This window comes from Variovorax sp. dw_954 (genome assembly GCF_018449755.1).
GTDB lineage: Bacteria > Pseudomonadota > Gammaproteobacteria > Burkholderiales > Burkholderiaceae_C > Variovorax.
The window spans coordinates 1-24101 of the sequence record NZ_JAAVVD010000036.1; the positions used below are offsets into that span (position 1 = coordinate 1).

The window sequence follows — 24101 nt, forward strand, 5'->3', positions numbered from 1 at the left end:
CAAAGCCAAGTCGCCTGACTATGTACTTGAAATCATTGGCATGGGCGTTACCCTGGACAAGTACAGGCAGGGTGCGCTGTGGGACGTACTGAAGCAAGGGCATCCATTCGCCACAATTCGTGAGCAGGATCCAAGGAAGTACGAGTGGGCTGCTACCGACAAGATTGGTGCGTCGGGTGGAAGGGCCAACGACGCCGTGGAGAACGGTCTGAAGGGAGTGCCTGACTATTGGGGCGTGCCGTCGCTCTACGCGGGAGGGCCCGTTGGCGCGACCGACCCCACCAGGTGGACAGGCGGACCGGTAGCTGGCGTCAATTCCATTGGATTGGGCGGCATCCTGTTTGTGGTTGGACCGTGGGAACTGTCGGAGCGCCCGGACCAATTGTTGAAAAAGGTCTTTGCGTTCTTCGACAAAAACCCCGAAGTCCCCTACGTGATCCTTTCTTCAGACGACAGCATGGGGGCGCGTCACGATAAGCGCGTCCCGGGCTCTCCCTGGCTCGTTCGTGACGGCTACTACGTCTCGGAGATGCCGGATTCGGCAGCCGTATTCGTGTTGGCGCGGCGCGAGCGACTCGATCCGCTACGTCCCTTCGCGTTCGACGATATCGACTCACATAAATTTGATGTGGACGAAGTGAATCGACGCGGCTTCGGGCGTCGCCTCTACCTGGCTTACCTCGAACTCGCCAACACGGTAGGGCAAACCGTCCCCGAGTGGCTCAAGCTGACGGCAGCGTTCGCCCAGCGCCCCGACATCTACCCCAAGGGCGCGTCCGCCTTGGTCAACGAGGTCAACCCCTGGTCCACCCGCCTGCCGCGCGATTTCAAGCCCACGCCCTGGTTCCCGATCCCCTGGAGCAGGTACCAGTTCGCGGCTTTCGATCGCTTGCCCACCTTGGGTTATTTGCATCGACCGGTCTTCGTCAAGATGACCGATGCTGAAGGCAAACCCTTGACGCGCCGCGACGAGCGCGAAGCAGCACTCGCCACCGGCTGGCAGCAAGCCCTGCAAACGCTCCCGGAGTCCGAGCGCAAGGCAGCACCCGCACGCGTGGTCACAGCCACAGGTGGCAACCCCGAGCAAACCATCGAACTGGCCAGCCTGATCAACGGCTGGACCGCCAAGGGCGGCGCGGAGATCGTTGCGGCCAAGCCCGACCGCTGGATCAACACCGATGCCCGGCTCGGCAACACAGGCGCCGCGACCTGGTTCGTCCAGATGGCCATCGGCACGATGGGCAGCTACCTCGAAGGCGGCGCGAGCGCGGCCATCAACATGCGCAACCCCGGCGAAGCCAGCATCGTCTTTGTCACGCCTCCGCCGGCAGGCAAGCGCAAGGCGCAGCAGTCCAGCGATGGGGCCAACGTGTTCCGCAGCAAGGTGACGCCGGCGATCGATCCGGACAACTACAAGAATTGAGGTTGAATGAGTCAAGGACAAATCAGCAGGTGGTTTGAACGCTTCGTTGAAGGAAGCGTCGGGCTGTTCGTGTGCATGGCCCGAAATGTTCCGCCAACCTAAGCAAGCAATGACAAAGAGAGCGTGGATCTGGCTGGGCGTGCCAATCGTTGCGCTGGCTGCCTTTGGAGGGTGGAGATGGTTCGGTGTTGCGGGTGTGGCTGGTACACAGCCAGTACCGTCCGCAATGCAACTTTCCTCTGAGGTCGACAAGGCCAGTTCGCCAGACTACATGCTTGAAATCATCGGCATGGGCGTTACCCTGGACAAGTACAGGCAGGGTGCGCTGTGGGACGTAGTGAAGGAAGGGCATCCATTCGCGACAGTTCGTGAGCAGGACCCGAGGAAGTACGAGTGGAGTGATACCGACAAGCTTGGCGTTTCAGGAGGTCGCGCATATGACGCTCTCGAAAATGGCGCGAAGGGGATTCCCGACTATTGGGGCGTGCCTTCTTTTTACGCAGGCGCGCCGCTCGAATATCGGGAACCACGACCGTGGGCGGGACTCGTGGCGGGCGCCGGCACCATCGGTATGGGGGGCATACTTTTCATAACTGCACCGTGGGCGCAGGCCGAACGACCGGACCGCCTACTGGAGAAAGTGTTTACCTTTTTCGACGAGCATCCTGAAGTTCCGTATGTGGTCGTCTCAGCCAATGACGACATGGGTTTGCGAGACTCCAACCGCCCACGAGGCACGCCAGATCTCGTCCGCGACGGCTATTACGTCCTTGAGCGCCCCGACGCCACCGCCGTGTTCGTTCTCGCGCGCCGCGAGCGACTCGACGTGCTGCGTCCTTTCGCCTTCGAAGACATCAATGAAAACGACTTCGACATCGACGAGATCAATCGCCGCGGCTTCGGGCGTCGCCTCTTCCTGCGCTACAACGAGCTGAGGCGCTCCGTGAGCGTCGCAGATTGGCTCAAGGAAACCGCAGCCTTCGCCCAGCGCCCCGACATCTACCCAAAGGGCGCGTCCGCCCTGGTCAACGAAGTCAACCCATGGTCCACCCGCCTGCCGCGCGACTTCAAGCCCACGCCTTGGTTCCCGATCCCCTGGAGCAGGTACCAGTTCGCGGCTTTCGATCGCTTGCCCACCCTGGGCTATCTGCATCGCCCGGTCTTCGTCAAGATGGCCGATGCGGAAGGCAAACCCTTGACGCGCCGTGACGAGCGAGAAGCAGCACTCGCCGCCGGCTGGCAGCAAGCCCTGCAAACGCTGCCGGAGGGAGAGCGCAAAGCCTCGCCCGCACGTGTTGTGACGGCCACAGGAGGCAACCCGGAACAGACCATCGAGCTGGCCAGCCTGATCAGCGGCTGGACCGCCAAGGGTGGCCCTGAAATCGACGCGGCCAAGCCCGACCGCTGGATCAACACCGATGCGCGCCTCGGCAACACGGGCGCCGCGACCTGGTTCGTCCAGATGGCCATCGGCACGATGGGCAGCTACCTCGAAGGCGGCGCGAGCGCGGCCATCAACATGCGCGACCCCGGCGAAGCCAGCATCGTCTTCGTCACGCCTCCCCCGCCAGACAAGCGCAAGGCGCAGCAGTCCAGCGATGGAGGCAACGTGTTCCGCAGCAACGTAACGCCGGCGATCGATCCGGGCAACTACAAGAATTGAGATCGATATGAGTCAAGACCCACCCAGCAAGTGGACAGAACGCTATGTCGTCGGAAGCGTCGCGTTGTTTGTCGTGGCACTGCTCATCGTTACCACGCAGACGGGCATTGCGCTGCTATTCACGTTGCCGGGCTTTATTGCCGTCTGCGTCGGATTCATCAACGTTCCGATCGTGCTCATCGTGTGCATGATCTGCCCCCCGCCGAGCGGGAGAGTCAATTGAGCTCGGGCGGTTCAGGCCTGCCGGTCATCAGGGTCGGCGACAAGACGACCCACGGCGGCTTCGTCATCGAAGGCATCGATGATTTCAAGATCGATGGCGTCCCTGTTTCCGGCGTCGGCCACAAAGTCGTGTGCCCTCGATGCTTCGGCGTGCATCAAATTGCGGAAGGCTCCGCCCGCACGGTCGTTCATGGCATCCCGATCGCCACTGAATCGATGAAGACGACTTGCGGCGCGCTCCTGATCGCATCGCAGAAGCGCTTCTGCCTCGATCCCTCGACCATCCTGACAAGCCGGACCGGGCAGGCCGCATGAAAGCACCTCTGGGGCAACACGCGGCGCTGCGCAAGGTCTTGTTCATCAAGCCTGCGCTGATGCGCGGTGAGCGATTGGCCGAGGCGGAACAGCCCTCGAATACACGAACGGCGCTCGCCAAGCGAGCGCCGTCTGCAATCGAGCGAGGTACTGCTGCGCCTGCGAGTCAGTGCTTCGTCCGCTCCCCCACGAAGATCTCCACGCGCCGGTTCTGCGCACGCCCGGCTGCGCTGGTGTTCTCGGCGATCGGCTCCTGCGAACCCTTGCCTTCGACGGTGATCTGGTTGACGGCGAGCCCGCGGGTGCCCAGGTAGTCGCGCACCGAGGTGGCGCGCGCGACGGAGAGTTTCTTGTTGGTGCTGGCGCCGCCGGTGCTGTCGGTATGGCCGACCACGTACACGGCGATGGCCGGGTTCTTCTGCAGGCCGGCCGCGATCTGGTCGAGAACCGGCGCCAGCTTCAGCTTGACGACGGAGCGGCCCACGTCGAACGAGGTGTCGGCCGGCAGGATCACCTGCAGGCGGTTGTCGGCGGTCTTGACGATCTTGATGCTGCTGCCGCGCGTGGACTCCTCCAGGGCCTTCTTGAGCGCTTCGAGCTGGGTGGTCCAGCTGTAGGTCTGGACGACCGGCGCCGGTTCCGGCTTGGGTGGGGGCGGTGGTGTGGTGCAACCGGCGATGAACAGCAACGCGCCGAGCGTCGTGCCCAGAAGGACTTTTTTCTGCATTTGAATGCTCTCCCTGATGACTATTTGCAAAGGCGCCGCGGCGTCGAGGCCTCGGCGCCTGGCGATTATCAGCCTTGCGGCGGACGCTCGCCCACGTAGATCTCGACGCGGCGGTTCTGTGCGCGACCGGCATCCGTGGAATTGTCTGCAATCGGTTCACGCGATCCGCGGCCGTCGATGTTGAAGGCGTTGGAACGCACGCCGCGCGAGATCAGGTAGTCGCGCGTGCTGGCAGCGCGCTCGACCGACAGCGGGTTGTTGATGGCGTCGGTGCCGGTGCTGTCGGTATGGCCGATGATCTTGACCTCGGCATTGGCGTTGTTGCGCAGGCCGGTGGCGAACTGGTCGAGCACGCGCGCGAAGTTGGGTTTGATCGCAGCGCGGCCGGTGTCGAAGGAAGCATCGCTCGGAATGGCGAGCTTGAGTTCGTTGTTGGCGGTCTGCGACACCGCAATGCCGGTGCCCTGGGTGGCCTGTTCCATTTCCTTCTTCTGGTTTTCCATCCGTTGCGACCAGAGGTAGCCGCCGAGCGCGCCTGCCGCCGCGCCGAGAGCCGCGCCGCCGGCGATGGCCTGGCGGTTGCCGCCGGTGGCGGAGCCGATGGCCGCGCCGGCGAGCGCGCCGATGCCCGCGCCGGTGCCGGTGGTCTTCTGCGTGTCGGACATGCCGGCGCAGCCGGTCAGCAGGACGGCCAGTGCACAAGTGCTGAGAACGAGTTTTTTCATGGTTTCCCTTTCGGAGAGAGTGGCAAGGAGGAGCCGACGATTATGGGGAACGGCCCCGGGGTGTTTTTGTGTCTGCATGTAAGCAGATCGGCATGGCGAAAGTAGCGGAATGGACCGTGGCCACGCCATTGCGTGCTATCAAGTCGATAGCGTCCAGCGTGCTTGAGTACGCGCTGACAGGGCCGACTACTACAACAAATCAATCACGCTTCGATGCCTTGGCGTCCTCGGCCGCAGGGGGCGCGTCGTCGCCATGGTCGATCTCGCCGCCCTTGCGTCCGGAGAACATCGTCCACCAGACGATCAGGACGAACACGGCGCCCGCGAGAAAGGCTTCGAGCAGAATCAGGCCCATGAAAAAAGGACTCCTGTGGCGACTGGTTGGGCCCGCGATGGTAGTGGCATTGATGGCGGGCTGCTCGTTCGGTCCGCGCACGCCCGATGTCGCCGTGACGCCGAGCGTGACGCCGCCGCCCTTGCCGCCGCTCACAGGCTCGCTGGCCCATCCCAAGAGCCGCTGGGTGCCGGTGGCCTGGACGGACCTGCCCGGCTTCGGCGACGACCCGCTGCATGAAGGCTGGGTGGCCCTGGTCTCGAACTGCACCCGGCCCAATGCGGCCATCGCGCCGCTGTGCCAGGACGTGCGCCGGCTGGCGATTGCCGACGCACCCACGCAGCGCCAATGGATCACCGAGCGCCTGCAGCCCTACCGAATCGAGTCGCTCAGCGGCCAGAGCGATGGCCAGCTCACCAGCTACTACGAGCCCGTGTACGACGCCGCGCGCCGGCCCAGTGCGCAGTTCAGCGTGCCGCTCTACCGCGCGCCCGGCGATATCGCCATCCGCAAGCCCTGGTACACGCGCCAGCAGATCGAGACGCTGCCCGAGGCGCAGGCCGCCTTGCGCGGCCGCGAGATCGCCTGGCTGGCCGACCCGATCGACGCGATGATGCTGCACATCCAGGGCACGGGCCGCCTGCGCCTCACCGAGGCCGACGGCTCGCAGCGCGTGGTGCGCGTGGCCTTCGCCGCCACCAACGACCAGCCCTACAAGAGCATCCAGCAGTGGCTGACGAACCAGGGCGTGCGCGCCGGCAAGTGGCCGGACGACACCAAGGATTGGGCCGCGCAGAATCCGCAGCGCGTGCCGCAGCTGCTGTGGAGCAACCCGCGCTACGTGTTCTTCCGCGAGGAGGAGATGAGCGAGCTGGAGGCTTCGGCCGGTCCGCGCGGCGCCCAGGGCGTGCCGCTCACGGCCGGGCGCTCGATCGCGGTCGACCGCGACAGCATTCCCTACGGCACGCCGGTCTGGCTCGCCTCGAGCGGGCCAGCCGCGCAACTGCAGAAGCTGGTGGTCGCGCAGGACACCGGCAAGGCCATCACAGGCGCCGTGCGCGCCGACTACTTCGCCGGCACCGGGCCGGAGGCGGGCCGGCTGGCCGCGGGCATGAACCAGCCCTTGCGCCTCTGGGCGTTGTGGCCAAAGGCGCCTGCACCCTGATCAGAGACCGACCACGCCGCCGTCGTCCCTGGTGATCATCACGGTCGCCGAGCGCGGCCTTGCCGTCGCGCCGCCGGGGCCGTAGGGCGCCGCGATGCCGGCGCCGTTGCCGGGCCAGTGGCTCTCGTACTTGCTGGCGTCGGCGATGTCGGCGGCGGCGGTGTTCTCGCCGGGGTGCTGGATGTTGATGAACAGCGCCTTGCCGTCCGGTGACTCGGCCAGGCCCGTGACTTCTGAGCCCTTCGGCGCGGTCAGGAAGCGCCTGAAGATCGTGTCGTTCATCTTCTTGCCGGCCCAGGTCGCGACCGTCACCGGGCCGGTGCCGGCGGTGCCCGGCTTGCCGTTGGCCAGGTTGACCACGTCGACCTGGCCGCCGTCGCCGTATGTGCCCGGCACGGCGGCCAGCAGCATGCAGTTGGTGACGTCGTAGTAGGCGTTGTCATCGGTCTCGATCCAGAGGATGCCGCTGGCGCGCGAGAACCAGCAGCCGTCGGGCTTGGAGAGGTCATTGAGGTCCGACAGGCCCGACAGGTTCACGTTCTGCTGGTAGTTGGCATCGTCCAGGCCGGCATCGGCCCTGGCCTGGCTGCCGAACAGGTAGATGTCCCAGTTGAAGGTGGTGGCCGAGGCGTCGTTGCCGGTCTCGCGGATGCGCATGACCTGGCCGTTGACGTCGCCCTTGTTGGCTTGCGCGGCCGCGTTCTGCGCGGTGATGCCCTTGTTGTCGAGCCAGTAGCGCGGGAAGGCCGGCTCCACGTCGGGATTGGGCACATTGTTGCTGCTCAGGGTGCCGACGTTGCCGCGGTCGGGGTTCTCGGTCATGGTGATGTAGATCTCGCCATTGAGCGGGTTCACGGCGGTCCATTCGGGGCGGTCGCACCTGGTGGCGCCGGCGGCGTCGGCAGCCAGGCGCGCGTTGACCAGCACGTCGGCCAGGTCGGCGAAGGCGTAGGCGGCGTTGCCCGACACGGCGCTGTTGCCGAGGTCCAGCTGCAGCCAGGTTCCGGTGCCATCGGCATTGAACTTGGCGGCGTAGAGGGTGCCTTCGTCGAGGTACTTGGCACCGGTGGCGAGGCGGTCCGCCGGGTTGGCGTCGGCGGCGTTCCAGGTCGCCTTGGACACGTACTTGTAGACGTATTCGCTGCGCGAGTCGTCGCCCATGTAGAAGGCCAGCGGCTTGCCGACGACCGGGTTGCTTGGCCATGCGCCCTCGTGCGCGAAGCGGCCCAGCGCGGTGTGCTTGACCGGTGTCGAGGCCGGGTCGTAGGGATCGATCTCCACCACCCAGCCGAAGGTGTTGTGGGTGTTGCGGAAGTCGTCGATGCCGTCGGCGGAGGTGCCGGTCTTGCTGGCGTTCCAGCGCTGGTATTCGGTGTTGGTGGCGTCGGCGGGTACCACGGTCGACCAGCGCTGGCCGCCGGTCACGTTCTGCTTCAGGCCGATGCGCTTGAAGGCGGTGAGTTCCTTGGCACTGCGCGCCGCGTCGTCGGTGGCGGAGCGGGTGAAGAAGCCGGCGAAGTTCTCCTCGCAAGTGAGGTAGGTGCCCCAAGGCGTGTAGCCGCTCGCGCAGTTGCCGATCATGCCGCGCGTGGCGGTGCCGTCTGGCGAGTAGAGGGTCTTGAGCAGCGCGGAACCCTTGGCCGGGCCGCCGAAGACCATCGGCGTGCGTGGCGTGACGCGGCGGTTGAAGGTGGTGTTCTTGACGACGGCCAGCTTGCCTGCGCTGCGTGCGAGTTCGACCACCGAGGCGCCGTGCGCCTCCACTTCCTTGAGGGCTTCGGCCTCGGGGCGTGCGCCGGAAGACGCGTTGGTCTGGCCGTTCGGATGCATGAAGGCCACGGTGCCGTTGATGGCCTCGTGGTTGATGCACATGAGGGCGCGTTCGGTGCTCGACACGGAAGGCTTGCCGTCGGGGGTGAGGCCGAAGAAGTGCATGCCGTCGTGCTGGTCGCCGCTGCGGCGGGCGAAGTCGGCGTCGGTGCCGTCGTTCCTGTAGTCGCCGACGGCGGGGTCGATCGAGTCGCCGGTGGCGTAGATCACGGTGGCGGTGTAGCCGGCTGGAACGACGATGGTGTCGGCGAGGCTCTTGCCGACGGCATTGAAGCCGAGCGTGGGGCCGGCAGCGGGAGCGGGTGTCGGGGCGGGTGCGGGCGCCGGCGAAGGAGCGGGCGCCGGCGCGGCTGGCAGGATCGGAAAGCCCTTGCTGCCGCCGCCCCCGCAAGCGCTCAGCGCCATGGGGCCGAGGGTGGCGGCTGCGAGGGCGCCGACGCCGCCGCGCAGCACATGGCGACGGTGCATGCGCGTCGCGATGAGTTCATGCAGGGCGGTGTTCGCGCTGGGGTTGTTGTCGAGATCGTCGGGATCGACGTGCGAATACGTTTCGGTGGGGTGTGTCATCGTGGTTCAAGGCTGACGGAAGCCTGACCATAACGACCGCATATGTAGGTTTCATGGCACCCGGGCAGTCCGCTGGTCGGCATCGGTGAGGGTGCGCAGGAAGGCCACCACGTCCCGCACTTCTGCATCGCTCAATGCCGGCCGGTCGCCCGGTTGCCTGTCGAATGGCGGGTCGGTGTTCAGGTTGTCGTGGTACGCGGGTGCCAGGTCGTCGAACTTGCGCACCCGGCCGTCCTTGCCACGCGGGTACCAGCGGGATGGATGCGTGTCGCGCTGCGCGTAGAAGCGCACTGCCTCTTCGAGCGAGTGAAACACGCCGTTGTGAAAGAAGCTCTGGCGCACCGCCACGTTGCGCAGGGAGGGCGTGCGGAACAGGCCGCAGTAGTCGGCGCGGTCCCTGAAGTCGGTGCGCAGCGGCCCGCACAGGCCCAAGTCGTGGAAGGCCGGGTCGGCATTGGCCGGCAGCCGGCGGTTGCGCGGAACGCCGATGGCGATCAGGCCGAAGTCGGTGAACAGCGGAAAGGCGCCATCGGCGGTGACCGCGCTGATGTGGCACGACGCGCAGTTGCCCTTGTCGGGGTCGTTGAACACCCTGAGGCCGCGCGTCTCGGCCGCGTTCAGCTTCTGCTGGCCGCGCAGCCAGGCGTCGTACTTGCTCGTGAAGGGATAGAAGTCGGTGGGCGATTGCTGGAACACCTCGAGCGCCATCGACGCGGCGCGGAACGCGCTGGCCGGGTCGGCGAACACGTCATCGCCGAATGCGGCGCGCACCTTGTCGGCGTAAGGTGCGCGCGCCAGCTTGCGTGCGATGGCTTCGATCGATCCATTGGCCATCTCGGTGGCCGAGAGCAGCGGCAGGCCGGCCTGTTCGTGTGCCGAGCCGGCGCGGCCGTCCCACATGCGGCCGCCGGTGGGGCCGGCGTCGATGCTGTCGTCGCCGTCGTTGTCGTGATGGTGTTCGGTGAACGGCGGCAACGTCTGCAGGTAGCGCAGCGAGGGCGTCGCGCGCACGCCCGTGGTGCGCAGCCCGGGGCCGCCAGGTTGCACCGACAGGGCATTCGGCGGGCCGTAGGCATGGCGGGGATCGTGGCAGCTCGCGCACGACATGCGGCCTGATGCGGACAACGAGGCATCGGAGAACATCAGGCGGCCGAGTGCGGCGAGTTGCGCGGCGCCGGGTTGCGGCTTGCCGGCCGCGGCGGGTGCGTAGGCGGCGCCGACGTGCGCGGGGGCTTCAACAGGGGGCGCACCGGCGTTGCAAACCGCGACGAGTGCTGCAAGCCCCATGGTGCAGATCGAAGCGAGGCTGCGGGGAGTCGAGAAGGATTGCAAGGGTGGCGCGTTGCGGTGGCGTCCCGCTACAGTAGCAGCATCGCGTTGCAGAGGGAGGGCGCGGTCGATGTTCCAGGCCCTGATTGCGCGTCTGCCACGACGCTGTCATTCCGGCGCCCGACCATCGGGGCATTTTGAGAGCCGTCGCACTCCGTCGCCGCAAAAACCACGCCATGCACCGATGATTCCTCCATCCAATCCATCTCGCGCGCGCGTTCCGCGTTCTGTTCTCCGGTTCGGCCTCCGATACGGCGCCGCCGCAATGGCCGGATTGCTCGCCGCCTGCAGCAGTTCCGGCGGTGTTGGCGGCGCCAGCGGTGCGTCGACGAGCGGCATCGTTACGGACGGCGGCTACTACCGCAACGCGAAGGTCTGCGTCGACGCCAATGCCAACGGTCGCTGCGATGCCGGTGAAGCCAGCACCATGACCGATGCCAACGGCGCCTTCACCGTCGGCAGCCGGGGTGCGCTGGTGGCCGAGATCGGCACGTCGAGCAAGCGCATCGACCCCGTGACCGGTGCGGAGGCCGCCGTCACGCAGCCGCTGGTGTTTCGCGCGCCGGCCGATGCCAACGGCGTGCTGAGCGCCATCAGCACCCAACTGGTGGCGCTGGCCGCCGCCAACGGCGGCGACATGGCCGCTGCACGCGCTGCGCTCGCGGCGCGGCTCGGCGTCAGCGAGGCGCGACTCATGGCGGACCCCGTCAAGCTGGCCGACCCCAAGGACAGGGCGACGCTGCAGAGAGAAAGCGCCCAGTCCTTGCAACGCATCGCAGAAGCCGTCGCCGAGGCGGGCAGGAACGGCGACATCCCGCGCGCCCTGCGCAACCGCTTCGCGCTCGATCCGATCAAGACCGTCGTCATCATCTATGCCGAGAACCGCGCCTTCGACAATCTCTACGGCCTGTTTCCCGGCGCGAACGGCGTGCCCGGCGTCAACCCCTCGTCCACCGGCGCCGAGCCGCAGAAGGACTTCGACGGCGCGGTGCTGCCGGCGCTGCCGCCCGCCTGGGGCGGCATGACGGCCGCCGGCCAGCCCGTGGTGGTCACTCAGGCGCAGACCGTCGGCATGCCCAACAGGATGTACCGCATCGATGATCCGGCCGGCTTCTTCAACACCGGCGCCATGCTCACGCACCAGTCCATCACCCGCGACCTGACGCACCGCTTCTACGTCAACCAGATGCAGATCAACGGTGGCAGGAACGACAAGTTCGCGGCCTACTCCGATGTCGGCGGCCTGAGCATGGGCTACCTCGACGGCAGCCACATGAAGCTCTGGCAGCTGGCGCGTCAATTCACGCTGGCCGACAACTTCTTCATGGGCGCGTTCGGCGGCTCCTACCTCAATCACCAATACCTGGTGTGCGCCTGCGTGCCGACCTATCCGAACGCCGATGCGGACAACTCGCCCGCCAAGGGCCTGGTCACGGCGGTCGATGTCGATGGCAACGGCAACTTCCTGCGCCTGACGCCTGCGGCCTCGTCGCCGGCCTCGGTGCTGAACGGGCCGCCGGTCTTCAAGCACGACAGCACGCTGACGCCCAAGGATGCGAGCGGCATGTTCCACGCGGTCAACACCATGCAGCCGCCCTACCAGCCGAGCAGCAACGCGCCGGCTGCCAGCGACAGCCGCAAGCTCTTCGCCGACCCGTCCAAGGCCACCACCCTGCCGCCGCAGACACAGGCCACCATCGGCGATCTGCTCAGCGCCAAGGGCCTCGGCTGGGCCTGGTATGGCGGCGCATGGGCCAGCACCACGGCCATCGCGACAGGCGACCGGGCCTTCCGGAACACCGCTGCGGCGCAGGCCGCACCATCGCCCAACTTCCAGTTCCACCACCAGCCCTTCAACTACTACGCCCGCTTCGATCCGGTCGCGCATCCCGGGGAACGTGCCGCGCACCTCAAGGACTTCGACGCCGATTTCCTCAAGGACATGGCGGCCGGAACGCTGCCCGCCGTGAGCTTCTACAAGCCGCAGGGCAACCTCAACCAGCATCCCGGCTATGCCAATGTCTCGGACGGCGATGCCCACATCGCCGGGCTCGTCGCCAGGCTGCAAGCGAGCCCGCAATGGAAGAACATGCTCATCGTCGTCACCTACGACGAGAACGGCGGCTTCTACGACCATGCCACCGTGCCCCGTGGCGACCGCTGGGGGCCCGGCACGCGCATCCCGGCCATCGTCATCTCGCCCTTCGCAAGGAAGGGCTTCGTCGACAAGACGCAGTACGACACCGCGTCGACGCTGCGCTTCATCACGCATCGCTGGTCGTTGCCGCCGCTGCCGGGGCTGGTCGAACGCGACAACGCGCTGTTGAAGAATGGTGGACGGCCGATGGGCGACTTGACCGGCGCATTGGACTTCGGCGCCTAGAACCCCCTCCCGACTGCGCCAAGAAGCGGGTTCCGCGGATACCTGCGGAGCGGCTTCTCTTGCTCGCGCCGGATCCGGTTTCATGCGTCATCATCGGTGTCCCTCCAGGAGACATGTACCAATGACGACCCCCACCACCGGATTGATCGGCCTCGGCGCCATGGGCGGCGGCATGGCGCAATCGCTGCGCCGCGCCGGCCATGCCCTCCACGTATTCGACGTGCGCCCTGGCGTGGCAGAAGCCTTCGCGAAGGACGGCGGCCATGCCTGCGCCACCCTGGCCGAACTCGGCGCGGGTTGCGACATCGTGGTGTCGGTCGTCGTCAATGCGGCGCAGACCGAAAGCGTGCTGTTCGGCGCGGATGGCAACAGCGGCGTCGCGGCCAGCATGAAGCCTGGCAGCGTGTTCGTGATGTGCTCGACGGTGGATCCGAACGTGTCGATCGCCTTCGAATCGAGGCTGGCCGACAAGGGCCTGCTCTACATCGACGCGCCGATCTCCGGTGGCGCGGCCAAGGCCGCCAGCGGCGACATGACCATGATGACCGCCGCGAGGCCCGAGGCCTATGCCAAGGCCGGCGCGGTGCTCGACGCGATGGCAGCCAAGGTCTACCGGCTCGGCGACAAGGCGGGCGCCGGCAGCAAGGTCAAGGTCATCAACCAGTTGCTCGCGGGCGTGCACATCGCGGCAGCCGCCGAAGCCATGGCGCTCGGCCTGCGCGAAGGCGTGGATGCGGCGGCGCTCTACGAGGTCATCACGCACAGCGCCGGCAACAGCTGGATGTTCGAGAACCGCATGGCCCACGTGCTGGCGGCCGACTACACGCCGCTGTCGGCCGTCGACATCTTCGTGAAGGACCTGGGGATCGTGCTCGACATGGCGCGCGCGACCAAGTTCCCGTTGCCGCTGTCGTCGACCGCGCACCAGATGTTCATGCAGGCCTCGACGGCGGGCTTCGCCAAGGAAGACGACAGCGCCGTCATCAAGATCTTCCCCGGGATCGAGCTGCCGAAGAAGGCGTCGTAGCGGCGCACTTACTCAGTGCCGCGGAGCTCCGGGGCGGGCGCTATCTCTGGACCACGTACCGCGTCACCACCGGCGGGTCCTCGCCGTGGTGGAATGCAAGCCGCCGCTCACGCAGCGCCAGGTCGGCGGCGGTGGCGCGGTTGAAGCGGCGCAGGTGCTCAGTCCATGACTCGTCGACGATCTGCTCCACGTAGCGCCCGGGTTGCGCGATGTCGTGCAGCAGGTCCCAGTCGATCGCGCCTTCGCTCAGCCGCGTGCGGCGCGTCTGGTGCATCACGATGAGGAAGGAAGCCGCGCGTGCGGGGTCGATGATGTACTCGACGTTGATCACCACGCGGCCCTCGCCTGGCGCAGGATGCGCGGGCGCCTTGCTCCAGCCGGGCTGGGCGGGGCTCACGTCGTCGTCCGTGCCATGGTCGCGCACCAGTCGCAGCGCCACCAGCATCACCAGCGTGCCGCTCCCGGCCGCGATGCACAGGCTCAATTGCAAGGTGGACACGGTGGCGATCTGGCCCCAGAACGCGGCGCCGATGGCGGTCGCGCCCATGATCGCCATCTGGTAGGTCGACATGCCGCGTGCGCGCACCCAGTCCGGCAACGCGAGCTGCGCAGAGACGGACAGCGAATTGGCCACCGTGATCCACGCCGCGCCGCCGAACATCATGGCCGGCACCGCGACCCACACGTTGGGCGCAATGGCCATGATGCCCGTTGCAATCGACTGCACCACCGTACCTATCAGCACCAGCTGGTCCCGCTCGTAGCCCTGCCGCAGCCTGGGCAGGAACAGCACCGCGATGATCGCGCCCGCACCCATCGCCGCCAGCAGCAGTGTGAAGGTGCCGGCATCGCCGCCCTTCAGTCCGCGCGCCAGCAACGGCAGCAGCGCAAGCAGGGCGGTCGAGTGCAGGAAGAAAATCGCGATGCGCGTCAGCACGGCGCGCATGCGCTGCGACTGCCACACGAACTGCACGCCCACGCGCATCGCGCTGATGAGCTTCTCGCGGCCCAGCGGGTTGGGCGTGTGCTCGCGCCGCCAGCGCAGCACGATGAAGCCCGAGGCCACCGACATCACCGCGTTCAGCACGAAGACCCACAAGGAGCCGAAGCTCGCGATCAGCGCGCCCGCCACCAGCGGACCAATGATGCGCGAGGCATTCATCGCGATGCCGTTGAGCCCCAGCGCGGCGGGCAGGTACGTGCGCGGCACCAGTTCCGGCACGATCGCGGAGAAGACTGGCCAGCGCAGTGCCAGCCCGATGCCGTTGGCAAAGGTCAGCGCCAGCAGCAGCGGCGCCGTCATCCAGCCCATCGCCACCGCGGCGCACAGCACGATCGCCACGAAGGCGAGCCAGAACTGCGTGGCCATCAGCCAGCGCCGCCGGTCGAGGATGTCGGCCAGCGCGCCGCTCGGCAGGCCGAGCAGGAACACCGGCAGCGTCGAGGCCGACTGCACCAGCGCCACCCAGATCGGCGTGCTGGTCAGCGTGGTCATCATCCAGGCCGCCGCCACGTCGTTCATCCACATGGAGATGTTGGCGATGAGCCAGGTGCTCCACAGCATGCGGAAGACGGGGAGCTTGAGTGGCGTGAGGGCGCCGATGCGCGCAGGCGCCGGGCGCAGCGGCTGCGGCGGTGCGTCCTCGATGGAGATGGGTGGCATAGGGGCTATTGTTATCCGCTCGATCCTGTGGGCCGTGATTGCAAGGAAACCCTCGGCGCGGGTGCTCCCGCCTCGTCGACAATTCGGCCCCATGACGCCAGAAGCCAAAGCCCGCGAACAGATCGACCAGAAGCTGGTTGCCGCGGGATGGGTGCTGCAGGACATGAAGCAACTCAACCTGGGCGCCGGCCTTGGCGTGGCAGTGCGGGAGTACCCCACCGACACGGGCCCGGCCGACTACGCGTTGTTTCTCGACCGCAAGGCCATCGGCGTGATCGAGGCGAAGCCGGACCACACGATCCTCACCTTCGTCGAGGACCAGACCGCCCGCTACGCCTTCAGCGCACTGAAATGGCGGATGCAGGCGGAGCCCCTGCCCTTCCTGTTCGAGAGCACAGGCCAGGTCATCCGCTTTACGGACGGGCGTGATCCGGCTCCGCGCTCGCGCGAACTCTTCCACTTCTTTCGCCCGGAGTACCTGGCGGAAATGCTGTCGCATCCGGACACTCTGCGCGGTCGCCTCGTCGCCCGGATGCCTGCTTTGCCTGAGCGCAACCTGCGCGATTGCCAGGTCAGTGCCGTCACCGGACTTGAAAAATCCCTCGCCCTCAACAAGCCGCGTGCCCTCGTCCACATGGCGACGGGCGCCGGCAAGACATTCACCGCCATCACTTCGGTGTATCGCCTGTTGAAGTTCGGCGGTGCCAGGCGGGTGCTGTTCCTGGTCGACACCCGCAACCTCGGCAAGCAGGCCCATCAGGAATTCATGGCCTACACGCCGCCCGACGACGGCCGCAAGTTCACCGAGCTGTACAACGTGCAGCGCCTTGCCTCCAGCACCATCGACCCGCACGCGCAGGTCGTCATCAGCACCATCCAGCGCATGTATTCGGTGCTGTCGGGCGAGCCCATCGACGAATCGGCCGAAGACGTGTCGCTCAACGAAGTGCAGCAGTCGCCCAGGCAGGCCAAGGTCGTGCGCTACAACCCCGACCTTCCGGTGGAGACCTTCGACTTCATCGTCATCGACGAGTGCCATCGCAGCATTTACAACCTGTGGATGCAGGTGCTCGACTACTTCGACGCCTTCCTCATCGGCCTCACCGCCACGCCTGACAAGCGCACCTTCGGCTTCTTCAAAGAAAACATCGTCGCCGAGTACACCTATGAGCAATCGGTGGCCGATGGCGTGAACGTGGGCTATGACGTGTTCGAGATCGAAACCGAGGTGACGAAGAAGGGCGCGCTGCTCGCCGCCAGGGAGTGGGTCGACCACCGCGACCGCCAGACCCGAAAGCGCCGCTGGGCCGAAACTGAGGAAGACAGCGCCTACACGGGCAAGGAGCTCGACCGCTCCGTCGTCAACCCCAGCCAGATCCGGCAGGTCATCCAGGCCATGAAGACGGCCTTGGAAACCACCATCTTCCCCACCCGCAAGGAAGTGCCCAAGACCCTGATCTTCGCCAAGACCGACAGCCATGCCGACGACATCATCCAGATCGTGCGCGAGGTCTATGGCCAGGGCAACGCATTCTGCAAGAAGGTGACCTACAAGGCCGAGGAAGACGCGGACACCATCCTCAGCAACTTTCGCAACGACTACAACCCGCGCATCGCCGTCACGGTGGACATGATCGCCACCGGCACCGACGTGAATCCGCTCGAAGTGCTGCTCTTCATGCGCGACGTGCGAAGCAAGGGCTACTACGAGCAGATGAAGGGCCGCGGCGTGCGCAGCCTCGGCTTCGACGACCTGCAACGCGTGAGCAACAGCGCCGACAGCGCCAAGACCCGCTTCGTGCTCATCGATGCGGTCGGCGTGGAGAAATCGCTCAAGACCGAAAGCCGCCCGCTCGAGAAGAAGCCCGGCATGCCGCTCAAGGACCTGTTGCAAGGCGTGGCCATGGGCCACCGCGATGACGACACCGTGCTGAGCCTGGCCAACCGGCTGGTGCGTCTGGCCAAGCAGCTCGACGAGAAGGCGCAGAAGCGCATCGAGAAGGCATCCGGCGGCGTGCCAGTCGGCGAACTTGGCAAGGCGCTGCTGGTGGCGCTGGACCCCGATCGCATCGTTGCCACCGCGCTGGCCACGGCACAGGTGCGCGGCATCACGCGCATCGAGGGCACGCTTACTGAAGGTGAATTGCAGGAAGCGCGCAACCAGCGCGTTGCCGCCGCCTGCCTGCCCTTCGATGCACCTGAACTGCGCGACCAGATCGAAGGCGTCCGGGGCGAGCGTGAGCAACTCATCGACCACGTCAACCTCGACCAGGTGGCTTTTGCGGGCTACAGCGCGCAGGCCGAAGACGAGGCGCGCAAGGTGATCCAGACTTTCAGCGAGTACCTTGCCACGCACCGCGACGAGATCGCGGCGCTGGGCTTTTTCTACCAGCAGCCCTATCAGCGCCGCGCTCTGACGTTCGAGATGATCGAGGAATTGCACGACCACCTGAGCCGCCCGCCGCTGATGCTGACCACCGAGCGGCTCTGGAGCGCCTATGCGCGCGTGCACGCGAGCCAAGTGAAGGGCGCGGACCAGAAGCGTCAGCTCACCGATCTGATCTCGCTCGTTCGCTTTGCGTCAGGTATGGGCGCGGCCGAGGGTGAACAAGCTGAACTGCGGCCCTTTGCCGATGAGGTCGACAAGCGCTTCGCCGACTGGGTGTTTCGCCACAACGCGCAGCGCGCCACCGCCTTCACGCCCGAGCAGATGGACTGGCTGCGGCTGATGAAGGATCACATCGCGGCAAGCTGCGCGATCGAGCGCGGGCATTTCAATTACGCGGCGTTTGCGGCAAAGGGTGGGTTGCAGAAGGCTTGGGGGGTATTTGGGGAACAACTGGATCCGTTGATGGATGAGATGAATATGGAGTTGGTGGCGTGAAGAGCGACGAGAATTTCATGGCCCTAGGCGAAATTGCCGATGAACTGGGTGAGCAACGTGGACCAAGCCGCTCGGAGGTCTTCGTCTATGTGGACATAGGGAGCATTGACCGCGAACGCAAGACCATTGCTGCCGCGCAGACGATTGCCGTAGACGCCGCGCCGAGCCGGGCAAGGCAGCGCCTCAAGACTGGCGATGTATTGGTCTCGATGACGCGACCGAACTTGAACGCTGTAGCCATTGTTCCAACCTCCTTGGATGAAGCTATTGGATCGACTGGCTTTCATGTCTTGCGGTCAAAGTGGATGGTTCCGGAGTACCTCTATTTCCTTGTCCAGTCGCAGCATTTCGTCGATGCGATGTGTGCTGTCGTTCAGGGAGCGCTATACCCAGCCGTTCGCCCAAGCGATATTGGTGCTTTTGAGACTCGCGTTCCGCCGCGCCCTGAGCACGCCCGTATCGTCGACAAACTCGAAGAACTGCTGTCCGACCTCGATGCCGGCGTGGCCGAACTCAAGGCCGCGCAAAAGAAGCTCGCGCAATACCGCCAGCCGCTACTCAAGGCCGCCGTGGAGGGCCGGCTCACACAGGCGTGGCGCGAACAGCATGGCGAACCGGAGGAAAGCGGCGCACAACTGCTGGAACGCATCTTGCGCGAACGCCGCGCGCGTTGGGAGGCCAAGCAGCTTGCGAAGTTCGAGGCGCAAGGGAAGGCGGCGCAGAAGGGTTGGCAAGACCTCTATGCGGAGCCTTGGCTACCCAACCCTTTGACACTCCCCGAGTTGCCACGCGGTTGGGCTTGGTCAACGCTGGGCCAATTGACCGAAACATTGACCAGCGGTTCGCGCGATTGGGCACCCTTTTTCGATCGCGGAAGCTGCACTTTCGTCATGGCGCAAAACGTACGGCCTTGGCGGCCAGATTTCTCGTTTAGGCAATTCGTAGATCCGCCCGAAGGAAATCGCGATCGGCAACGTTCGGCAATTAGAAAAGATGACTTGCTGGTCACTATCGTCGGAGCGAACACGGGGCAATCTTGCCGCGTGCCTGACGAAGTCGAAGATCACTTTGTTTGTCAGAGCGTCGCGCTGATACGTCTTGCGAATGCGGCGTTGTCTGAGTTCGTCAATGCCGTCTTGAATAGCCCGGAGCATGGGCAAAGGCAGTTTCGCGAAATGAACTATGGTGCGGGTCGACCGCATCTCAGCTTCGAGCAGTTGGAGGCTGTTCTCGTCCCGCTTCCGCCGTTGTCGGAGCAAGAAGAAATTCTCAAGCAATTCGAGGTGTCTCTTGAAGCCATTGCGGACATCGAGACGCAGATTCTCGGTGCGAGTCGCTATGTTGCCGCCCAACGCAAGAACATCCTCCAAGCCGCCTTCTCCGGCCAACTCGTCCCCCAAGACCCGAACGACGAACCAGCCAGCGTGCTGTTGGAGCGCATTCGCGCTGATCGGGCGGCACGAGTCGGTGCAATTGCGAAACGTGGCCGCAAGGCCCAGGCATCGTCATGAGAGCGGATGCGTCCAAGCCAAATGATTTCGTCATAGGCCGTGGCGAATCGACCTCGGCGAACATGCTGAACGCGAAGTTCAGATTGTCATTACGCCGTGGGAACAAATGACGAGCCCAGGATTTTCCGACGCACCATGAACAGCCCCGAACAGTTGACCGTCGACGACATCGCCACGCTTGCGGAAAGCGTGGACGTCGAGTGCAAGGCGGCCCAAGGCCGCGATGGCCGCGGCGAACTGCCCGATGACTTCTGGAAGAGCTACAGCGCCATGGCCAACGGCGAGGGCGGCGTGGTCTGGCTCGGCATCGAGGAGAAGCCGCGCGGGCGTTTTCGGGCCGTGGGCATCAAGGACGCGGAGCGCGTGCGCAAGGCGCTGTGGGACAACCTGCACAACCGCAAACAGATCAGCGTCAACCTGCTGGTCGAACAGAACGTACAGCCTGTGCAGGTGGAGGGCGCAACGGTGTTGCGTATCGAGGTGCCGCGCGCATCTCGACAGAACAAGCCCGTGCATCTGGGTAGCAATCCGTTCGGCGGCACGTATCTGCGTCGGTACGAGGGCGACTACCTTGCCGACGACGAAGCTGTCCGGCGCATGCTGGCCGAACGGGTCGAAGACTCACGCGACGATCGGATCCTGAAAGGCTTTGATCTCACCGACCTCGATATGGAGACGGTGGCTGCGTATCGCAACAGATTCTCTGCAGTGAAGCCGGGGCACGTATGGGCCGATCTGTCGGTGATGGACTTTCTGGAACGCATCGGCGCCTTTGGCAGAAACCGGGACGATGGCTCGTCGGGTCTGCGCTTGGCGGGCTTGCTGATGTTTGGCCGCGCAGAGGTGATTCGGGATGCCTTGCCAAACTACATGGTGGACTACCAGGAGCGAGCAGTTGCCAAGACCGAACGACGTTGGATCGATCGCTTGGTACCGGACGGTAGTTGGTCGGGGAATGTCTACGACTTTTTCCGCAGGGTTTATCAAAAACTCACGGCAGAGTTGAAGGTGCCGTTTCAATTGCAGGATGGTCAGCGTATCGAGGACACGCCAGTGCACGAGGCATTGCGTGAGGCGCTCGTGAACACGCTTATTCACGCCGACTTTTCCGGGCGCGTCTCTGTTTTGGTGGTCAAGCGTCCGGACATGTTCGGTTTTCGCAATCCGGGACTGCTGCGCATACCCTTGGCGCAAGCGATGGCCGGAGGCACCAGCGACTGTCGCAATAGACGTTTGCAGACGATGTTCCAGTTGGTTGGCTATGGGGATCACGCGGAGTCAGGGCTTCCCAAGATTTATCACAACTGGGCGGGACAGCATTGGCGTCGACCGGTGTTGTACCAGCTCTATGAGCCGGAACAGACCTTGATGGAGCTGCGCATGGCGAGTCTGCTCCCTGCCGATGCGGTCGCCGAACTCGAAGCTCATCTGGGCGCAAGGTTTGCCAACCTGAGTGAGCCGGAGCGGCTGGCGCTGGTGACCGCAGCGACAGAAGGCGTGTTGAGCCATCCACGCTTTCGCGAGATTTGCACCGACCATCCCTCGGACATCACCAAAATGCTGGGACGATTGGTCAAGGACGGTTTGCTGGTGTCGAACGGCGTGGGGCGGGGAATGGTGTATTTCCTTCCGTGGCAGGACCGGCGCAGCGCACAGCTGTTTGGTGCTGAGAATGGGTTGCTGCCACAGGATTTGGCGCCCTTACCTCCACAGCTAAGCTCCCAACCTCCACAGCTAAGCTCCCAACCTCCACAGCTTGACACCTTGCGCCCGGAGCTCGGAACGCTGTACCTTGACTGGGAGCAACTCAGCGAAGCCGCCCAACGTGAGCTCGCGGACTTGGCGCGGCCGGTCAGTCAGCAGGCCCGCACCGCACAAGCCGCTCTGCGTGCGGTAGTTTTCGCTTTGTGTCGAGATCGGTTCCTGGGCCGCCGTGTACTCGCGCGCTTGCTCAACAGGAATCCCGATGACCTGCTCAAACGGACGCTCAATCCGCTGGTCGACGAAGGACGTCTAAAGACCGCGTTTCCCTCCAGGAGCGATCCGAGGCAGGCCTACACGACGGTCGACCCACACCAATCCACGCCGAATTCATGAACGCTTCCTCCCTCGTCCAGAAAATCTGGAACTTCTGCCACACCCTGCGCGACGACGGCGTGGGCTACGGCGACTACCTCGAGCAACTCACCTACCTGCTGTTCCTCAAGCTGGCGCACGAATACGCGCAGCCGCCCTATGAGCGCCCCACCAACATCCCAAGGGATTCGACTGGCCCAGCCTCAAGAGCAAGACCGGTGAACCGCTGGAAGCGCACTACCTCGCCTTGCTGCACAAACTGGCGAGCAAGCCCGGCATGCTCGGCGCGATCTTCTTCAAGGCGCAGAACAAGATCCAGAACCCGGCCAAGCTGTCGCGCCTGGTGCAGTTGATCGACGCCGAGAACTGGATCAGCCTCGACGCCGACACCAAGGGCGACCTGTACGTAGGCCTGCTGCAAAAGAATGCCGAGGACACCAAGAGCGGCGCCGGCCAGTACTTCACGCCGCGCGTGCTGATCGAGGCGATGGTGGCCTGTGTGCGCCCGCAGCCGATGAAGACCATTGCCGACCCGGCCTGCGGAACGGGCGGGTTCTTTCTCGGCGCATACGACTGGCTGGCGAGCAAGAGCGGTCACAAGCTCAATCTTCGGCAGATGGAGTTCCTGCACAACCAGACTTTTTTCGGCAACGAAATCGTCGCGGCCACACACCGGCTGTGCCTCATGAACCTGTTCTTGCATAACGTCGGTGAACTGGACGGCGAGCCGGCAGTGGACCGCGCCGACGCCTTGATTTCCGCGCCGGAGAAGCGCTTCGACTACGTGCTGGCCAATCCGCCCTTCGGCAAGAAGAGCAGCATGACGATCACCAATGCCGAAGGCGAGGAAGACCGCGACGCGTTGACCTACGAGCGGCAGGACTTTTGGCAAACCACGTCGAACAAGCAGCTCAACTTCCTCCAGCACATCGTCACCATCCTCAAGACGACCGGGCAGGCGGCCGTGGTTCTGCCCGACAACGTGCTGTTCGAAGGCGGCGCCGGCGAGAAGATCCGCAAGAAGCTGCTGGAAACCTGCGACGTGCACACGCTACTGCGCCTGCCCACGGGGATCTTTTACGCGCAGGGCGTCAAGGCCAACGTGCTCTTCTTCGACAAGAAGCCTGCCGACGGCAAGGTGCACACCCAAGGCGTTTGGATCTACGACCTGCGCACCAACAAGCACTTCACGCTCAAGACCCGGCCGCTGGCCGCCGCCGACCTGAGCGACTTCATCGCAAGCTACCGCCCCGACAACCGTCATGAGCGGGTCGAATCGGAGCGCTTCAAGTACTTCAGCTACGCCGACCTGGTGGCGCGCGACAAGGCCAGTCTCGACATCTTCTGGCTCAAGGACGACAGCCTCGACAACCTTGATGACCTGCCGCCGCCTGACGTGCTGCAACAGGAAATCATCGATCACCTCGAAGCGGCGCTGGCCTCGTTCAGGGATGTGGCGGCGGGGCTGGCGCGCTCTTGAACACCTAACCCCGGTCGCTGCGCGCCAGCCGATGCTCCAGCCGCCGCAGCATCGTCGCCAGCGCCAGCGTCATCAACCAGTAGATCAGCGAGATCGCCAGGTAAGGTTCCCAGTAGCGCGCATATGCCCCGGCCACCGTGCGCGCCGCATAGGCCAGTTCCGCCAGTCCGATGGCCGACACCAGCGAGGTGTCCTTCAGCAGCGAGATCGCGTTGTTGCCCAGCGGCGGCAACATGCGCCGGAAGGCTTGCGGCAGCACCACGTAGCGCATCACCTGCGCCGGCGTGAAGCCGATCGAACGGCCTGCGTCCACCTGCCCCTTCGAGATCGACTGGATGCCCGCACGGAACACTTCCGAGATGTAGGCCGCCGAGTTCAACGTGAGCGCCACGATGCCGGAGATCAGCGCGCCGTGCTCCTGCTTGAGTTCGCGCGCCAGCTCGCCGGTGATCAGCAGGCCGCTGGTCGGATGGATGAACACCGGCATCACCGCGAAGTGGATCAGCAGGATCTGCACGAACAGCGGCGTCCCCCGGAAGAAGCTCACGTACACCGTCGACGGCCAGCGCAGGAAGTAGCGCGTGACCCAGGTCCACGGCGCATGCCGGGCATTCGCGAGGCGCGCAATGGCCAGGCACAAGCCCCAGCTCGAACCCAGCAGCACGCAGACCACGGTCATGCGCAGCGTCATCCATGCGCCCTGGATAAACAGGTCCTTGTATTCCAGGAGGATGTCGACCCGGAACCAGCCGAACCAGACGATGGGTTCCATGGCGG

19 protein-coding genes are annotated in these 24101 nt (G+C 65.1%); 12 read left to right on the forward strand and 7 right to left on the reverse strand.

The genetic code is table 11. From position 1 onward, the window contains the following. From HB681_RS34320 to HB681_RS34335, 4 genes are all read left to right on the forward strand, one after another. The coding region (locus tag HB681_RS34320; RefSeq protein ID WP_213959367.1) for a DUF2875 family protein at positions 1-1423 on the forward strand (1423 nt) is incomplete at its 5' end. 226 nt (positions 1424-1649) lie between these two features. Continuing rightward, positions 1650-3086, forward strand: coding sequence for a DUF2875 family protein (locus tag HB681_RS34325; RefSeq protein WP_213959368.1), 1437 nt, complete (start codon positions 1650-1652; stop codon positions 3084-3086). Positions 3087-3093: 7 nt separating this feature from the next. Continuing rightward, positions 3094-3309 carry a hypothetical protein gene (locus HB681_RS34330; protein WP_213959369.1) on the forward strand — a complete coding sequence of 72 codons (216 nt, stop codon included), beginning with the start codon at positions 3094-3096 and terminating at the stop codon, positions 3307-3309. Next, positions 3270-3623 (forward strand): PAAR domain-containing protein, encoded by a 354-nt coding sequence (locus HB681_RS34335; RefSeq protein WP_345944803.1) that lies wholly within the window; start codon positions 3270-3272, stop codon positions 3621-3623. The genes HB681_RS34330 and HB681_RS34335 overlap by 40 nt, the downstream gene beginning before the upstream one ends. Before the next feature lie 166 nt (positions 3624-3789). Here the strand turns inward: HB681_RS34335 and HB681_RS34340 are convergent, their stop codons facing one another. The 3 genes from HB681_RS34340 to HB681_RS34350 all read right to left on the reverse strand — a co-directional run bounded on the left by HB681_RS34340 (position 3790) and on the right by HB681_RS34350 (position 5430). Then, a complete protein-coding gene (locus HB681_RS34340; RefSeq protein WP_213959370.1) occupies positions 3790-4350 on the reverse strand; it encodes an OmpA family protein in 561 nt (186 codons plus the stop codon). Between the two features lie 68 nt (positions 4351-4418). Beyond that, positions 4419-5075 carry an OmpA family protein gene (locus tag HB681_RS34345; RefSeq protein WP_213959371.1) on the reverse strand — a complete coding sequence of 219 codons (657 nt, stop codon included), beginning with the start codon at positions 5073-5075 and terminating at the stop codon, positions 4419-4421. A 199-nt stretch (positions 5076-5274) separates the two neighbouring features. After that, entirely contained in the window at positions 5275-5430 is a 156-nt protein-coding gene (locus tag HB681_RS34350; protein WP_213959372.1) for a hypothetical protein, read from the reverse strand. Between HB681_RS34350 and HB681_RS34355 the strand changes: the two genes are divergently transcribed. Further along, positions 5429-6574, forward strand: a complete 1146-nt coding sequence (locus HB681_RS34355) for an MltA domain-containing protein (protein ID WP_213959373.1) — start codon at positions 5429-5431, stop codon at positions 6572-6574. The two genes, HB681_RS34350 and HB681_RS34355, sit on opposite strands and share 2 nt — an antisense overlap. Here HB681_RS34355 and HB681_RS34360 read toward each other — a convergent pair whose 3' ends face one another. Together HB681_RS34360 and HB681_RS34365 are read right to left on the reverse strand one after the other, a co-directional pair. After that, on the reverse strand, positions 6575-8971 hold the full coding sequence (locus HB681_RS34360) for an alkaline phosphatase PhoX (RefSeq protein ID WP_213959374.1): 2397 nt from the start codon (positions 8969-8971) through the stop codon (positions 6575-6577). Between the two features lie 51 nt (positions 8972-9022). Then, positions 9023-10258: a cytochrome c peroxidase gene (locus tag HB681_RS34365; protein WP_213959419.1), complete on the reverse strand. Its 1236-nt coding sequence runs from the start codon at positions 10256-10258 to the stop codon at positions 9023-9025. Between the two features lie 307 nt (positions 10259-10565). Between HB681_RS34365 and acpA the strand changes: the two genes are divergently transcribed. Both acpA and ltnD read left to right on the forward strand, forming a co-directional pair. After that, on the forward strand, positions 10566-12683 hold the full coding sequence (gene acpA, locus HB681_RS34370; protein ID WP_213959375.1) for an acid phosphatase: 2118 nt from the start codon (positions 10566-10568) through the stop codon (positions 12681-12683). Positions 12684-12765: 82 nt separating this feature from the next. After that, positions 12766-13710, forward strand: coding sequence for an L-threonate dehydrogenase (gene ltnD, locus HB681_RS34375; protein WP_345944804.1), 945 nt, complete (start codon positions 12766-12768; stop codon positions 13708-13710). Positions 13711-13750: 40 nt separating this feature from the next. Here ltnD and HB681_RS34380 read toward each other — a convergent pair whose 3' ends face one another. Beyond that, positions 13751-15373 carry an MFS transporter gene (locus tag HB681_RS34380; RefSeq protein WP_213959377.1) on the reverse strand — a complete coding sequence of 541 codons (1623 nt, stop codon included), beginning with the start codon at positions 15371-15373 and terminating at the stop codon, positions 13751-13753. Between the two features lie 91 nt (positions 15374-15464). On the opposite strand from HB681_RS34380, the gene HB681_RS34385 reads away from it, so the two are divergent. The 5 genes from HB681_RS34385 to HB681_RS34400 all read left to right on the forward strand — a co-directional run bounded on the left by HB681_RS34385 (position 15465) and on the right by HB681_RS34400 (position 23324). Further along, positions 15465-18257 (forward strand): type I restriction endonuclease subunit R, encoded by a 2793-nt coding sequence (locus HB681_RS34385; protein WP_213959378.1) that lies wholly within the window; start codon positions 15465-15467, stop codon positions 18255-18257. Further along, positions 18254-19768 (forward strand): restriction endonuclease subunit S, encoded by a 1515-nt coding sequence (locus HB681_RS38860; protein WP_213959379.1) that lies wholly within the window; start codon positions 18254-18256, stop codon positions 19766-19768. Before HB681_RS34385 ends, HB681_RS38860 begins: the two co-directional genes overlap by 4 nt. Before the next feature lie 135 nt (positions 19769-19903). Further along, on the forward strand, positions 19904-21865 hold the full coding sequence (locus tag HB681_RS34395) for an RNA-binding domain-containing protein (RefSeq protein WP_213959380.1): 1962 nt from the start codon (positions 19904-19906) through the stop codon (positions 21863-21865). Next, positions 21862-22197 (forward strand): type I restriction-modification system subunit M N-terminal domain-containing protein, encoded by a 336-nt coding sequence (locus HB681_RS38525; protein WP_256735209.1) that lies wholly within the window; start codon positions 21862-21864, stop codon positions 22195-22197. The genes HB681_RS34395 and HB681_RS38525 overlap by 4 nt, the downstream gene beginning before the upstream one ends. Then, positions 22092-23324: a class I SAM-dependent DNA methyltransferase gene (locus HB681_RS34400; protein WP_256735210.1), complete on the forward strand. Its 1233-nt coding sequence runs from the start codon at positions 22092-22094 to the stop codon at positions 23322-23324. Before HB681_RS38525 ends, HB681_RS34400 begins: the two co-directional genes overlap by 106 nt. A gap of 4 nt (positions 23325-23328) precedes the next feature. On the opposite strand, the gene HB681_RS34405 is transcribed toward HB681_RS34400, so the two are convergent. Then, a complete protein-coding gene (locus HB681_RS34405; protein WP_213959381.1) occupies positions 23329-24096 on the reverse strand; it encodes an amino acid ABC transporter permease in 768 nt (255 codons plus the stop codon). Positions 24097-24101 lie beyond the last annotated feature (5 nt).

What these genes read in the sequence shown, in the direction of transcription:
- HB681_RS34325 (WP_213959368.1), top strand. Translation starts at nt 1,650, where the DNA reads ATGCAACTTTCCTCTGAGGTCGACAAGGCCAGTTCGCCAGACTACATG.
- HB681_RS34330 (WP_213959369.1), top strand. Translation starts at nt 3,094, where the DNA reads ATGAGTCAAGACCCACCCAGCAAGTGGACAGAACGCTATGTCGTCGGA.
- HB681_RS34340 (WP_213959370.1), bottom strand. Translation starts at nt 4,350, where the DNA reads ATGCAGAAAAAAGTCCTTCTGGGCACGACGCTCGGCGCGTTGCTGTTC.
- HB681_RS34345 (WP_213959371.1), bottom strand. Translation starts at nt 5,075, where the DNA reads ATGAAAAAACTCGTTCTCAGCACTTGTGCACTGGCCGTCCTGCTGACC.
- HB681_RS34355 (WP_213959373.1), top strand. Translation starts at nt 5,429, where the DNA reads ATGAAAAAAGGACTCCTGTGGCGACTGGTTGGGCCCGCGATGGTAGTG.
- HB681_RS34350 (WP_213959372.1), bottom strand. Translation starts at nt 5,430, where the DNA reads ATGGGCCTGATTCTGCTCGAAGCCTTTCTCGCGGGCGCCGTGTTCGTC.
- HB681_RS34360 (WP_213959374.1), bottom strand. Translation starts at nt 8,971, where the DNA reads ATGACACACCCCACCGAAACGTATTCGCACGTCGATCCCGACGATCTC.
- HB681_RS34365 (WP_213959419.1), bottom strand. Translation starts at nt 10,258, where the DNA reads ATGGGGCTTGCAGCACTCGTCGCGGTTTGCAACGCCGGTGCGCCCCCT.
- acpA (WP_213959375.1), top strand. Translation starts at nt 10,566, where the DNA reads ATGGCCGGATTGCTCGCCGCCTGCAGCAGTTCCGGCGGTGTTGGCGGC.
- ltnD (WP_345944804.1), top strand. Translation starts at nt 12,766, where the DNA reads ATGCGTCATCATCGGTGTCCCTCCAGGAGACATGTACCAATGACGACC.
- HB681_RS34380 (WP_213959377.1), bottom strand. Translation starts at nt 15,373, where the DNA reads ATGCCACCCATCTCCATCGAGGACGCACCGCCGCAGCCGCTGCGCCCG.
- HB681_RS34385 (WP_213959378.1), top strand. Translation starts at nt 15,465, where the DNA reads ATGACGCCAGAAGCCAAAGCCCGCGAACAGATCGACCAGAAGCTGGTT.
- HB681_RS34395 (WP_213959380.1), top strand. Translation starts at nt 19,904, where the DNA reads ATGAACAGCCCCGAACAGTTGACCGTCGACGACATCGCCACGCTTGCG.
- HB681_RS38525 (WP_256735209.1), top strand. Translation starts at nt 21,862, where the DNA reads ATGAACGCTTCCTCCCTCGTCCAGAAAATCTGGAACTTCTGCCACACC.
- HB681_RS34405 (WP_213959381.1), bottom strand. Translation starts at nt 24,096, where the DNA reads ATGGAACCCATCGTCTGGTTCGGCTGGTTCCGGGTCGACATCCTCCTG.